Genomic DNA, 13,105 nt, shown 5'->3' with positions numbered 1-13,105 from the left:
CGGTAAATGCAAGACTGAGCGCATGGCGCGGCTGAGTGAACCCAGCCCATATGTGGAGTTCGACCGGAGTCAGTGGCGGAATCTACGCATGTCGACTCCGCTGAAGCTCACTGAGGACGAGCTGAAGAAGCTGCGCGGTATCGGCGAAAAGATCGACCTGCTCGAAGTCGAGGAGGTCTATCTCCCGCTGGCGCGGCTGATTCACCTTCAGGTTGCCGCGCGCCAACGGTTGTTCGCGACGACCGCCGAGTTCCTCGGTGAGCCTCAGCAGAATCCGGACCGGCCGGTGCCGTTCGTCATCGGCGTTGCGGGCAGCGTCGCGGTCGGCAAATCCACGACGGCCCGTGTGCTGCAGGCACTTCTGGCCCGTTGGGAACATCATCCGCGGGTCGATCTGGTCACCACCGACGGGTTCCTCTATCCGAATTCCGAGTTGGTGCGCCGGAACTTGATGGGCCGCAAAGGTTTTCCCGAAAGCTACGACCGTCGTGCGCTGATGCGGTTCGTCACGACGGTCAAGTCCGGTTCGGAATACGCGTGTGCGCCCGTGTATTCGCATCTGCTGTATGACATCGTGCCGGGTGAAAAGCAGATCGTCCGTCATCCGGACATCCTGATCCTCGAGGGCCTCAACGTGTTACAGACGGGGCCGACGCTGATGGTGTCCGACCTGTTCGACTTCTCGGTCTATGTCGATGCCCGCATCGACGACATCGAACAGTGGTACATCGACCGGTTTCTGGGCCTGCGGTCGACGTCGTTCGCCGATCCTGCTTCCCACTTTCACCACTACGCGACGCTCACCGACGAGCAGGCGGTGTTCGCCGCCCGCGACATCTGGCATTCCATCAACCGGCCGAACCTGATCGAGAACATCCTGCCGACCCGACCGCGCGCGACGCTGGTGTTGCGCAAGGACGCCGACCACTCGATCAACCGGTTGCGGCTGCGCAAGTTGTAGCTGCCACGCGCGGGCAGACGCGTTCGCCTACCGCTTGATTCGGCGCCAGCCCTGGTATTGCAGCTCGGCGAATGCCAGCGTGTACACACCGGTCGCGAGCGTCAGCACCACGCCGATCGTCGTCAGCGGGAACACGTCGGAGACGACCAGCACCACCGCGGCGACGGCGTACACGACGTTGGCGACGATCACCGCCATGCCTGCCCGCTTCACCGAGGGCAGCGCCGCGAGGCCGAGCACAGCCAACCCGTAGGCGATGAAGAAAGCGCTCATCGCGTACTCGAAGGTGATCGTGGTGCCCGACGTCTCGGCCAGCCAGCCGGCGAGCGGCAGCCCGGCGATCCCGGCCAGGCCGGTCAGGATGGCGTCGGCGCGCATGGCGAAGCGCAACAGTGAGTCGGTCGACTCGTTCAGTCTGAGAGTGCTCAGTGCGGTCATCGGTGCGATTCCTTTCTGGTGGGTTATCTGGTGGGGTAGTGAGGGACCGTTCCGGAGCCGACGCCGCAACCTCTTACGACGGCGGCTCCGGACCAGTCATGAGGGGGTCACGTCAGGCGACGCACCCCGAGGTACTGGGCGTAGGCGAAGGCGAGGGTGACGGCGGTGAATCCGACGGTGCCGGCGACGCCGAGTTCCGTCAGTGGCAGCCAGCCGGCGACCAGCACCCCGCCCATCACCACCGCGAACACGACATTGCCGACGAGCACGCCGAGTCCGACGCGCCGGACGTCGGGCACTCCGGCCGCCAGAAACAGCGCGGCCCCGTAGCCGACGAGCGCGGCGCCGGCGATCCACTCGCTGGTGGCCGACAGACCGGACACTCTCGAGAGCGGGTCGGCGGCCATCGCGACGACCAGTCCGATGCCCGCGCACAGCGTCGCGTCGGCCCGTAGCGCGAAACGCAGCAGGGCGTCGGCGGCGATCTCATCGCCGGGGTCCCGGAGGGGACGGGTAGTTGTGGTGGTGGTCATGTCACCGACGATGCGCGGATACCGCTGCCAGATCGACGCAGAACGCTGCCAGTTACTGCCAACCGCAGGTGGCGGTCAGTCTGGGGCGGCGACCAGGTTGCCGCGCAGGTCGGCGGCGATCAACCGCGCGGCGGCGTTCTGCCAGTTGTGCAGCGACCGCTGCGGCACCTCGGTGACGAACCACTGCCAGGCTTGGCGCGCCACCGGGTCGAGCCCCGCGGGCGTGGCGTTCTGGGCGTAGGCCCGCACCCCGACGACGTACGGGAAATACAGGGAGTTGTAGTGCCGCCACTGCTCGGTGGTGCCGAACTCGCCGCCGTCGCGCGGTTTGAGCCGGGCGATGCGGTCGGCCAGCAGCGCCTTGAGTTCGTTGGCACGCTCCAGCGGTTGATCCGGCGCGCCGCGGGCGGCCAGGCGCTCGTCGATGATCGGCAGGGCGGTCAACGGGCTGGCGACGAGCTTGGACAGGTCGCCGTAATGGCCGAGCGCGCGCCGGGTGAGCCGGGCGAAGGTGTCGTCGTCGATGCCGTCGAGTGGGTTGGTCGACCGCAGCGGCAGCGCCGCCTCGGTGCGGCGCAGGGCGGCGCGATCGGCGCGCAGGGCGGGTGACCGGGAGAACGCCAACCGGTCGAGGACGCCGGCGAGCGGATCGGCGAGCACGTTGATCGCGATCGCGATGCCCAGGCTGGTGAACAGCAGCACCGTCAGCGCGATGTCGTGCCCCGTGACGGCCAGTCCGATCAGCGCCTGGCCGCCGAACAGCACCGCGACCACGGCGGTTGCGGCGAAGGAGCGCAGCATGTCGGCACGCAACGCCTGCCCCTCGTCGAACGCGTCGCCGATGGCGACCGCGATTCCCAGCAGTGCGACGTCGAACCCGGTGGACGCCAACGCCACCCAGCTCGGCACCAGGCCGAGCGGGATGACGAGGATCGCGTTGCCCAACGCGAAGAACAGCGTCGCGATGACGACGAAACCCAACACCGGGCCGGGCTGCCACCGGCGTAGCACCGCGTTGATCATCGCGCCCAACACCGAAAGTGAGATCGCGGCGAACATCACCCAGTGCCCGAGGCGCACCGGACCGTCGACGCTGCCGGCCATTGCGGCGCCGGTGAGGGCCACCGCGGCGACGCCCGCGACGAGCGCGATCTCACCCGCGCGGCTGCGCCACGTGTCGCGGGGCCGGGACAGCTCCAGGAGCACCGCGAACCACGCGACGCCGGGCACGGCGACAAGGTAGATCTCGATGCGGCTGAGCACGTCGGAGCCGCTCGTCGTCCGCACGGCGTCCAGCGCGACGACCGCCGCGAAACTGGTCAGCCCGATCGCGGCCAGGACCAGCTCGGGTTTGCGCGGGTCCCGCGCCAGTAGGTACAGGCCCAACCACCAGCTGAGCGCGAACACCACCGCCGACAGCGCAGCCATGGGTTCAGTGTCCCATCACATCCCACATCGGCTGAGCCGATCACATGCCATAGCGACGATGGCGCGCGGTGTAGTCCCGCAATGCGCGCAGGAAGTCGACCCGCCGGAATGCCGGCCAGTACGCCTCGGTGAACCACATCTCCGAATACGCGCTCTGCCACAACAGAAAGCCCGACAGCCGCTGCTCCCCCGATGTCCGGATGACGAGGTCGGGATCGGGCTGTCCCGAGGTGTAGAGATTCTCCGAGATCGCGTCGATGGTGACTGCTTCGATCAGCTGTTCCCCGGAGACACCGTTGGCCAGTTCCTTGCCGAGCAGTTGCCGGACGGCGTCGACGATCTCCTGGCGCCCGCCGTAGCCGACGGCGAGGTTGACATGGAAAGAACCCGGTCCCGCATCGGTCGACTCGACCGCGTCACGCAGCCGCCGGGCGGGCTCCTCGCCGATCAGCTCGAGGTCACCGACGGTGCGCACGCTCCAATGGTTCGCAGGCGCGCAGATCTCCTCGACGACGTCGGTGATGATCTCGATCAGCGGAGACAGTTCGTCGGGAGCGCGCTGCAGGTTCTCGGTGGACAGCAGATACACGGTGGCCATCTCGATGCCCGCGGCCTGGCACCAGCGCAGCATTTCGGCGATCTTGCGGGCGCCCATCCGGTAACCGACGCTGACGTCATCGTGGCCAAGGTCACGTGCCCATCTACGGTTGCCGTCGCAGAGCACGGCAATATGGCGCGGCAGTTGGGATTTGGCCCGCGCCAGCTCCTGGCGCAACCGCAGCTCATACAGCCGGTAGGCCGGCTCTTTGAGGCGCGGCGGAATGAGCTCCACGAGGATCCAGACTACTGTGAGGTTCACAAACCCCCATGGCATTAGTGGAGGTGACATGACCCGATCCATCGACGCCACCGATTCCGACCGGTCCGCACGGCCGCACGGCCCTGCCGAGGACCTCCCGGAAGCCGTCGTCGACGGTGTCGCCAATTTCATCGGCAAGCCCCGGTTACGCGGGTGGATCCACGTCTACGCCGCGGTGATCGCGGCGATATGCGGCGCCACGCTGGTGTCGGTGTCGTGGTCGGTGCAGTCCACCCGCGCCGGGATCGCGACGTTGATCTACACGCTGACGATCGTGGCGATGTTCACCGTCAGCGGTGCCTACCACCGGGTGCATTGGACGTCGGATACCGCGCGCAAGTGGATGAAGCGCCTCGACCACTCGATGATCTTCGTGTTCATCGCGGGTAGCTACACGCCGTTCGCTCTGCTGGCGCTGCCGTCGGGCGACGGCATGGTGTTGTTCTGGATCGTCTGGGGCGGCGCGATCGCGGGCGTGCTGCTCAAGTGTTTCTGGCCGTCGGCGCCGCGATGGGTGGGCGTGCCGCTCTACATCCTGCTCGGTTGGGTGGCGGCGTGGTTCGTCGGCCCGATCACCCAGGGCGCGGGCGTCGCCGCGCTGGTGTTGCTGATCGTCGGCGGGGCGCTCTACAGCATCGGCGGCGTGCTGTACGCGCTCAAGTGGCCCGACCCGTGGCCGTCGGTGTTCGGCCACCACGAGTTCTTCCACGCGTGCACCGCGGTCGCGGCGATCTGCCACTACATCGCGATGTGGTTCGCCGTCTTCTAGCCCTCACTCAGAGCTGGCTGACGTTCTCCGGCGTCCAGTAGGCCTTCATCGACGCGATCTTGCCGTCCTCGTTGAAGGTCATCACGCTGATGATCTCGATGCGCATCTTGTTCTCGCCCAAATCGATCGTGAGCGCCCAGTAGAACGCGACCTCGTTGCCGAGCGCCCGCAGCGTGACGACGTCGGCCTGGGCGCCCATCGTGGGAAGCGCATCGTAGAAACCGCGAATCGCCTTGCGGCCGATGTGCACTTCACCGCCGACCGGGTCCTCGACGGTCGCGTCGTCGGCGTAGAGCTCGGCGACGTCATCGGCCTTGCCCTGGGCGGCCAGCTCGAGGTAGCGGTTGACGGTCTTGGCGTTGTCCTCCGGCGTCGACATGCGCCGAACGCTACACGGACGCACTCAATGCAGCAGCCAGTTCCGAGGTGGTCGTGACCGGCAGGTCGCAGGCCCGGCCGCGGCAGACGTAGGCGGCGTCGGCCCCGTCGACGCGGTCGCGGCCGATCAGCAGCTCCGACGAGTTCACCGGCCCGCCGACGACGACAGCTCCTCCGGGGGCCAGTCGGCGCGCGGCCGCCAACAGCTCCGAGTGTCCGGGCTCGCACGCGACCGCGATCTGAAGCGGCCCGCGCACGGCCGCTTCGGCGACGGCGAGCCAGTGCCCGCCCGAGCGCGGCAGCCGGGTCAGGATCGGCGTGGCGGCCGCCAGGGCGGCCTCGGCCGCCGCGGCGTAACGGTCGGCCCGCTCGGCGGGAGCGAGGTGGGCGGCCACGAGCAGCGCCTCGGCGATCAGCGACGCGCCCGACGGCGTCGCGCCGTCGAGCGGATCCGCGGGCCGCACCATCAACGCCTCGGCGTCGTCGGCGGTGTCGAACCAGCGCCCTGGGCGGTCGGGGTCGGCAAAGTGCTCGAGCGCGATGTCCAGCAGCGTCAGTCCCGCGTCCAGCCACAGCGTCGCACCGGTCATCTGGTGCAAGGTCAGCAGTCCGGTGGCCAGCGCCGCGTGGTCCTCGAGGATCGCCGCGCTGTCGCCGACCTGGCCGCCGAGACTCGCCCGTCGCAACCTACCGTCGACCATGTGCAGATTCCAGACGGCATGCGCGCATTGCGTTGCGGCGTCGAGGAATTCAGGCTGGTCGAGCGCGACACCCGCTTCGGCGAGGGCGGTGATCGCCAGACCGTTCCACGCGGTGACGACCTTGTCGTCACGACCGGGCTGCGGTCGGGTGAGCCTGGCCGCCAGCAGGGCCGCGCGCACCCTGGCGAACCGTTCCGGTTCGTCGGGGTCGCGGGGTAACTGCAGCACCGAGGCGCCGTGTTCGAATGTCCCCGTCTCGGTGATCTCGAAAAGTTCTGCGGCCCAACGTCCGTCGTCGTCACCAAGCACTTCGGCCAGCTGCGCCGGGGTGAACACGTACGTCAGGCCTTCGACCCCGGCGGCGTCGGCGTCCAGCGACGAGGCGAACATGCCATCGGCACCGAGCTCATCGATCATGAACGCTGCCGTCTCCGCAGCCACCTTGCGCGCCAACGGATTCGCCGTGCGCCGCGCCCAATGGGCGTAGGCGCGCAGCAGCAGTGCGTTGTCGTACAACATCTTCTCGAAATGCGGCACCACCCAGGACGCGTCGACACTGTAGCGGGCGAACCCGCCCGCCAACTGGTCGTAGATGCCGCCGCGGGCCATCGCGGTACAGGTGCGCTCCACGGTCTCCATGGGCATGACGTCGCCGGTGCGTTCGTGGTTGCGCAGCAGCGCCTCGAGCAACGCAGACGGCGGAAACTTCGGTGCGCCGGACGGATTGGTGGCGAAGCCGCCACGTACGACGTCCTCGTCCTGCAGCACCGCGGCCACGGCATGGTCACACAGCGCCGGCTGCATCGGCGGCCCGCCACCCGGAAGGCCGGACGCCATCGACCGCAGCTCGTCGGTGATCTTGTCCGACGCCTCCTCCACTTCGCCGCGACGGTTACGCCAGGTGTCGCTCACCGCGGCCAGCAGTTGCAGGAAGGTGCGTTTGGGGTAGTACGTCCCGCAGAAGAACGGCCTGCCGTCGGGGGTGAGGAAGCACGTCATCGGCCAGCCGCCCTGTCCGGTCAGGGCAACGGTCGCGTTCATGTACACCGCATCGAGGTCGGGGCGCTCCTCGCGGTCGACCTTGATGCACACGAACCCGTCGTTCATCGCCGCAGCCACTTCGGTGTCGGCGAACGACTCGTGCGCCATCACGTGGCACCAGTGGCACGCGGCGTAACCGATCGACAGCAGGATCGGCACGTCGCGACTGGCCGCCTCGGCCAGCGCCTCGGGCGTCCACTGCTGCCAGTGCACCGGGTTGTCGGCGTGCTGGCGCAGATAGGGGCTGGTGGCCCGCGCGAGGCTGTTCGTGATCGTTCAACGCCTTCCCGGTGACGGCTCCTCGATCGTGGGCTCGACACTGTCAGCGCCGCATTGAGCCCTAACGGGTTGATTGCCCGCATCAGGTGCGAGTAATCAACCCCTTGGAGTCCAAAGGACCCTCAGCCGCCGGGCTCACGCTTGGGTTCGTCGGGCGGCGCGTCGGATTCGCTCGGCGCCTTCGACTCAATCGGCGGCTCAACGGTGCTATCCGCCTCCGCGCTGGGCGCCTCGAACGACTTCGGCACCTTGCGCAGGTGCCGGTTCATCGACCGGACCAGCAGGAACGTCCCAATCAGCAGCAGCACCACGACCAGCAGGCCGAGCGGGCTTGCCTTGCCGAAATCCGGACCGGTCTCGCGCGGCTGGTCCTGCGCCAGCAGGACGACGTTGAGCATGAGGTTCATCGGTCCTCGATCCCGGCGAAAAGGTCGTCCTCCGGCAGCGAGACCGGCACCCGGGAGCGGGCCAGCTCGAACTCCTCGGTCGGCCAGAGCCGCTGCTGCCATTCGATCGGCGCGCGGAAGAAGTCCCCGTTGGGATCGATCTGGGTGGCGTGGGCGCGTAGCGCGTCGTCCCGCAGCGCGAAGTACTTGGCGCACTCGATCCGGGTGGTCACCCGCTTGGCGAAGATGTCGTGATCGGGATCCCAGTGCTTGAGCCACTTCTCGAACGGGCCCACCTCACCGTGCTTGGCGAACTCGTCCTGCAGCAGTTGCATTCGTTGCCGCAGGAAACCGTGGGTGTAGTAGAGCTTCTGGACATTCCACGGTTCGCCGGCGTCGGGGAACAGCCGATAGTCACCCGCGGCCTCGTAGGCGGCCATCGAGACCTGATGGCACCTGATGTGATCCGGGTGCGGATAGCCGCCGTTCTCGTCGTAGGTGGTCATGACGTGCGGGCGGAATTCGCGCACTACACGCACCAGCGCCTCGGCCGGCTGCTCGAGCGGCACCACGCCCAGGCAACCGTCGGGCAGCGGCGGGGGAGGGTCGCCTTCGGGCAGTCCCGAGTCGACGAAACCGAGCCAGTGATGCTCCACCCCGAGGATCTCCGCGGCCTTCGCCATTTCATCGCGCCGGATCTCGGCCATCCGGCCATGCACCTCGGGCAGGTCCATGGCGGGGTTGAGGATGTCGCCGCGCTCGCCCCCGGTCAGCGTGACCACGAGCACGCGGACGCCCTCGTCCGCGTATCGGGCCATCATGGCGGCGCCCTTGCTGGACTCGTCGTCCGGATGGGCGTGCACGGCCATCAACCGCAGTTCGCTCAACCTGTTCTGCCTTACTAATCGCGATCCGTCGTCTCCGGGGGATAACAACCCATCGGGACAGCCCTATAGTTCCAGTTCTGTAGATCTATCCGACGGGGAGCCCAGAAAACCAGATGATCGAGCGTCCCGCCGAGCGCTATGGGCGCCAGCGGCTGTCCCGCCGTCACCGCCGATGGGTCGCCGTCGGGTTCACGGTGCTCGCGCTGGCGGCCGGTGTCGCGGTGGCGATCGTTGCGTTCGGCCGGTTCGGCAGCGACGACGTCACGGGTGAGCTGAGCGCGTACCGACTCATCGACGATGAGACCGTTTCGGTGACGATCAGCGTCACCCGCGAGGACCCGTCTCGGCCGGTGGTGTGCATCGTCCGTGCCCGGTCGATCGACGGCGCCGAGACCGGCCGACGCGAGGTGCTGGTGCCCCCGTCGGAGCAAACGACCGTGCAGGTGACTGCGCCCGTGAAGGCCACCCGGCAACCCGTCATCGGCGATATTTACGGCTGCGGCACCGATGTGCCGCCATATCTGGTGAGCCCTTGAGATCACGATGATTCGTGGGGCACAACAAACGGCGAACTGCGAATACGTGACGAACCGCGGTCTTCACGGTGCTATCATGGTTCGAGTACACGGTTCCCGCTGGGGCCGTGTATTGCTGCATTTGGTGCGCTGATCAAGCCTCTTGATTAATACCTGATGAACGCGGCAATACACGTCAAGCTCCCGGCGCCGCACCCACAAGACTTCTTACGCGAGAAGTGCGCGAGAGCAACGACGACAGGAGCGCGACGACATGACCGACACGCAGGTCACCTGGCTGACGCAGGAGGCATACGACCGGTTGAAGGCGGAGCTCGACCAGCTGATCGCCAACCGGCCGATCATCGCCGCCGAGATCAACGACCGCCGTGAAGAGGGCGACCTGCGCGAGAACGGCGGTTACCACGCCGCCCGTGAGGAACAGGGTCAGCAGGAAGCGCGAATCCGACAGCTGCAGGAGCTGCTCAACAACGCCAAGGTCGGCGAGGCACCGAAGCAGTCCGGCGTCGCGCTGCCCGGTTCGGTGGTCAAGGTGCAGTACGGGGACGACGAGACCGACACGGAGACGTTCCTGATCGCCACCCGCCAGGAGGGCATCAGCGACGGCAAACTCGAGGTGTACTCGCCCAAGTCGCCGCTGGGCGAGGCGCTGATCGACGCGAAGGTCGGTGACGTGCGCACGTACACAGTGCCCAGCGGGAGCACGGTCAAGGTGAAGCTGCTCGAGGCCGAGCCTTACCACGCCTGACACAGGCGCCCCAGCTGGATACGCGCCCCAGCGCCCCGGCTGGATACGCGCCCACGCGCCCCGGCTGGATACGCGCCCCGGCGCGGTGCGGTTTAGCATCCGCTCATGGCGCAGATCGCCGAGGACCTGTTCCTCCTGCTGATCGACAACGCGTCCGCGCAGCCGGTTCTGGAGCGTCACCGCCGCGAGCGGGTGTTGTCTGCCGCGGTTCTGCTCGATCTGGCGCACGCCTGCCGGATCCGGCCGTCGGTCGACGGTGAGGCGGTCGAACGCGGCCACCTGATCGCGCTTGCGGTGGCGGGCGCGATAGACCCGGTCGCCGAACCGGCGTTCCAACTGTTGCGGCACCGCCCGCTGCGCCCGAAAACGGCGGTGAAGCGGCTGGCCAAGCACACCGAGAGCCACATCGCCGGCCAGCTGGAGCGCACCGGTCAGATTCGGCGTGTCCCGTTGCCGGACAAGCGATTCGGCCATGAGTTCGCGTGGCCACTGATCAACCGTGACCGCGCCGGGCTGGCCCGTTCGGCACTGTTGTCGGCACTGTTCGACCGTAGGCCACCCAGTCCTACGACGGCGGCGATCATCTCGCTGCTGCATGCGGTCGACGGACTGGGTGCGCTGCTGAGCCTCAACGACCGCGGATGGCGGTGGGTACACGCGCGGGCGGGCGAGATCTCACTGGGCAGTTGGGTCGACGAGTACCCGACCGGGCTGCCCGAGGTGAACCTGGCGATCACCGCGTCGGCGTTGCGCCGGGCGCTGACGTAGTCTCTGCGCGGCTAACTGAGCGCCTGCTCCACATCGGCGAGCAGATCCGCGACGTCCTCGATACCGACCGACAGCCGCACCAGGTCGTCGGGCACCTCCAACTGCGAACCGGCCGTGGAGGCGTGGGTCATCGCACCGGGATGCTCGATCAGCGACTCGACGCCGCCCAGCGACTCGGCGAGGATGAAAACCTCTGTCCGCGAGCAGAATTTACGCGCCGCGTCCGCTCCCCCGCGCAGCCGCACCGAAATCATGCCGCCGAACCCGCTCATCTGCCTGGCCGCTACCTCATGTCCAGGATGGGCGGGCAGCCCCGGGTAGAGCACGGTCTCGATCGCGGGATGACCGTCGAGGAACTCGGCGAGCACCGCCGCGTTGTCGCTGTGCCGCTGCATGCGCAGCACCAGCGTCTTCAACCCCCGCAAGGTCAGGTAGGCGTCGAACGGGCCGGGGACCGCGCCCGCGCCGTTCTGCAGGAAGGCGAACGCCGAGTCGAGTTCCTCGTCGTTGGTCAGCAGCGCACCGCCCACTACGTCGGAATGCCCGCCGATGTACTTGGTGGTGGAGTGCAGCACGATGTCGGCCCCCAGCAGCAGCGGCTGCTGCAGCGCCGGCGAAGCGAATGTGTTGTCTACCAACACTTTCACGTTCGATGTCGCCGCGAGTTGGGCGATCCCGGCGATGTCGGCGATCGACAGCAACGGGTTGGTGGGCGTCTCGACCAGGATCAGCCGGGTGCTGGGCGTGACCGCCGCACGCACGGCGTCGAGGTCGGCGAGCGACACGGCGGTGTAGTCGATGCCCCATTTGGTGAACACCTTGTCGATCAGCCGGAAGGTTCCGCCGTAGGCGTCGTCGGGCATCACGACGTGATCGCCGGGCCGCAGAACAGCGCGCAGCGCGCAGTCGGTGGCGGCCATACCGGACGCGAACGCGCGCCCGTAGGTGGCCGCTTCGACCGCGGCCAGCGACGTCTCCAGCGCCGCCCGGGTGGGATTGCCGGTCCGGGCGTACTCGTACCCGTCGCGCAATCCGCCGACGCCGTCTTGCGCGAACGTCGAACTCGCATAGATCGGCGCGTTGACCGCCCCGGTGGTCAGGTCGGGGCGGACGGCGTGGATGGCCTTGGTGGACAGGCCCTGCCTTCTGTTCTCGGTCATCACCGCTCAGCCTAGCGACGCCGGCGGTGCGCGCGGACCGGTGTAGACATGGACCATGAACCCCCCTACGCGCCTCGACGATCTGCTCGAGTTGGATTCATACCTGTCGCCCGAGGACGTCGAGCTGCGCCAAACGGTGCGCCGGTTCGGCGAACAGCGGCTGCGGCCGTACATCGCAGAGTGGTTCGAGACCGGTCAGGTACCGGTCCGCGAGCTGGCCTCGGGTTTCGGTGAGCTCGGGCTGCTCGGGATGCACCTGAAGGGTTACGGCTGCGGCGGCTCGACGGCGACGGCGTACGGCCTGGTCTGCCAGGAGCTCGAGGCCGTGGACAGTGGTCTGCGCAGCCTGGTCTCGGTGCAGGGCTCGCTGGCGATGTTCGCCATCCACCGCTGGGGCAGCGAGGAGCAGCGCAACCAGTGGCTGCCGGCGATGGCGGCCGGCGAGGCCATCGGATGTTTCGGGTTGACCGAGCCCGATTTCGGGTCGAATCCGGCGGGGATGCGCACGACCGTGAAGCAGGACGGCACGGACTGGATCCTCAACGGGTCGAAGATGTGGATCACCAACGGCTCGGTCGCCGACGTGGCGGTCGTGTGGGCGCGAGCAGATGAAGGCATCGTCGGGTTCCTGGTGCCCGCCGGCACGCCCGGATTCTCCGCCACCGACATGACACACAAGTTGTCGCTGCGGGCCTCGGTCACCTCGGAACTGCACCTGGACGACGTCCGGTTGCCGGCCGACGCGAAACTGCCCGACGCACGCGGGTTGTCGGGACCGCTGAGCTGCCTTTCTGAGGCGCGGTTCGGCATCGTGTTCGGCAGCGTCGGCGCGGCCAGGGACTGTCTACAGACGGCGCTGGACTACGTGGGGAGCCGCGAGGTGTTCGACAAACCGCTGGCGGCCTACCAGCTGACCCAGGCCAAGATCGCCGACATGGCAGTCGAACTCGGCAAGGCGCAGTTGCTGGCCCTTCACCTGGGCCGGCTGAAGGACGAGGGCAGGATCCGGCCCGAGCAGGTGAGCTTCGGCAAGCTCAACAACGTGCGGGAAGCGATCCAGATCGCCCGGCAGTGCCGAACGCTGTTGGGCGCCAACGGGATCACTTTGGAGTACCCGGTGATCCGGCATGCCAACAACCTGGAGTCGGTGTTGACCTACGAGGGCACCTCGGAGGTGCACCAGATGGTCATCGGAGAGGCGCTGACCGGTGTCAGCGCCTTCCGATGAGCCTC

The 13,105-nt window shown here is 67.7% G+C and carries 15 protein-coding genes; 6 read left to right on the top strand and 9 right to left on the bottom strand.

Annotation, left to right across the window (positions count from 1 at the left end; genetic code table 11):
- Nucleotides 1-22 precede the first annotated feature (22 nt).
- The gene (gene coaA, locus AU187_RS15100) at nt 23-961 is read left to right on the top strand and encodes a type I pantothenate kinase (protein ID WP_059097969.1); all 939 of its coding nucleotides are present in this window, start codon (nt 23-25) and stop codon (nt 959-961) included.
- A gap of 27 nt (nt 962-988) precedes the next feature.
- On the opposite strand, the gene AU187_RS15095 is transcribed toward coaA, so the two are convergent.
- From AU187_RS15095 to AU187_RS15080, 4 genes are all read right to left on the bottom strand, one after another.
- The gene (locus AU187_RS15095; RefSeq protein ID WP_059097970.1) at nt 989-1,399 is read right to left on the bottom strand and encodes a hypothetical protein; all 411 of its coding nucleotides are present in this window, start codon (nt 1,397-1,399) and stop codon (nt 989-991) included.
- Between the two features lie 107 nt (nt 1,400-1,506).
- Nucleotides 1,507-1,932, bottom strand: coding sequence for a hypothetical protein (locus AU187_RS15090; protein WP_059097971.1), 426 nt, complete (start codon nt 1,930-1,932; stop codon nt 1,507-1,509).
- Between the two features lie 75 nt (nt 1,933-2,007).
- Nucleotides 2,008-3,360: a hypothetical protein gene (locus AU187_RS15085; protein ID WP_059097972.1), complete on the bottom strand. Its 1,353-nt coding sequence runs from the start codon at nt 3,358-3,360 to the stop codon at nt 2,008-2,010.
- A gap of 40 nt (nt 3,361-3,400) precedes the next feature.
- Nucleotides 3,401-4,192 (bottom strand): (2Z,6E)-farnesyl diphosphate synthase, encoded by a 792-nt coding sequence (locus AU187_RS15080; RefSeq protein ID WP_059098414.1) that lies wholly within the window; start codon nt 4,190-4,192, stop codon nt 3,401-3,403.
- A 55-nt stretch (nt 4,193-4,247) separates the two neighbouring features.
- Here AU187_RS15080 and trhA point away from each other — a divergent pair, with 55 nt between their 5' ends.
- Nucleotides 4,248-4,988 carry a PAQR family membrane homeostasis protein TrhA gene (gene trhA / locus AU187_RS15075; protein ID WP_059097973.1) on the top strand — a complete coding sequence of 247 codons (741 nt, stop codon included), beginning with the start codon at nt 4,248-4,250 and terminating at the stop codon, nt 4,986-4,988.
- A gap of 7 nt (nt 4,989-4,995) precedes the next feature.
- Here the strand turns inward: trhA and AU187_RS15070 are convergent, their stop codons facing one another.
- The 4 genes from AU187_RS15070 to mca form a co-directional block, all read right to left on the bottom strand.
- On the bottom strand, nt 4,996-5,367 hold the full coding sequence (locus tag AU187_RS15070) for a nuclear transport factor 2 family protein (RefSeq protein WP_059097974.1): 372 nt from the start codon (nt 5,365-5,367) through the stop codon (nt 4,996-4,998).
- Between the two features lie 10 nt (nt 5,368-5,377).
- Entirely contained in the window at nt 5,378-7,381 is a 2,004-nt protein-coding gene (locus AU187_RS15065) for a thioredoxin domain-containing protein (RefSeq protein WP_059097975.1), read from the bottom strand.
- Between the two features lie 128 nt (nt 7,382-7,509).
- The gene (locus AU187_RS15060) at nt 7,510-7,794 is read right to left on the bottom strand and encodes a hypothetical protein (RefSeq protein ID WP_059097976.1); all 285 of its coding nucleotides are present in this window, start codon (nt 7,792-7,794) and stop codon (nt 7,510-7,512) included.
- Nucleotides 7,791-8,660, bottom strand: coding sequence for a mycothiol conjugate amidase Mca (gene mca, locus AU187_RS15055; RefSeq protein ID WP_059097977.1), 870 nt, complete (start codon nt 8,658-8,660; stop codon nt 7,791-7,793). Before mca ends, AU187_RS15060 begins: the two co-directional genes overlap by 4 nt.
- 113 nt (nt 8,661-8,773) lie before the next feature.
- Here mca and AU187_RS15050 point away from each other — a divergent pair, with 113 nt between their 5' ends.
- The 3 genes from AU187_RS15050 (at nt 8,774) to AU187_RS15040 (ending at nt 10,712) form a co-directional block, all read left to right on the top strand.
- A complete protein-coding gene (locus tag AU187_RS15050; RefSeq protein WP_059097978.1) occupies nt 8,774-9,196 on the top strand; it encodes a DUF4307 domain-containing protein in 423 nt (140 codons plus the stop codon).
- A gap of 253 nt (nt 9,197-9,449) precedes the next feature.
- Nucleotides 9,450-9,944: a transcription elongation factor GreA gene (gene greA / locus AU187_RS15045; protein ID WP_059097979.1), complete on the top strand. Its 495-nt coding sequence runs from the start codon at nt 9,450-9,452 to the stop codon at nt 9,942-9,944.
- 105 nt (nt 9,945-10,049) lie between these two features.
- Nucleotides 10,050-10,712, top strand: a complete 663-nt coding sequence (locus AU187_RS15040) for a GOLPH3/VPS74 family protein (RefSeq protein ID WP_059097980.1) — start codon at nt 10,050-10,052, stop codon at nt 10,710-10,712.
- Nucleotides 10,713-10,723: 11 nt separating this feature from the next.
- Here AU187_RS15040 and AU187_RS15035 read toward each other — a convergent pair whose 3' ends face one another.
- Complete coding sequence (locus AU187_RS15035) at nt 10,724-11,872, bottom strand: cystathionine gamma-synthase (protein ID WP_059098415.1); 1,149 nt, start codon at nt 11,870-11,872, stop codon at nt 10,724-10,726.
- Between the two features lie 55 nt (nt 11,873-11,927).
- Between AU187_RS15035 and AU187_RS15030 the strand changes: the two genes are divergently transcribed.
- Complete coding sequence (locus AU187_RS15030) at nt 11,928-13,100, top strand: acyl-CoA dehydrogenase family protein (protein ID WP_059097981.1); 1,173 nt, start codon at nt 11,928-11,930, stop codon at nt 13,098-13,100.
- Nucleotides 13,101-13,105: the final 5 nt, after the last annotated feature.

It is taken from the genome of Mycobacterium sp. IS-1556 (genome assembly GCF_001499985.1).
GTDB lineage: Bacteria > Actinomycetota > Actinomycetes > Mycobacteriales > Mycobacteriaceae > Mycobacterium.
The sequence above is the reverse complement of the archived record's forward strand: the minus strand, read 5'-3'. Positions and strand labels throughout refer to the sequence as shown.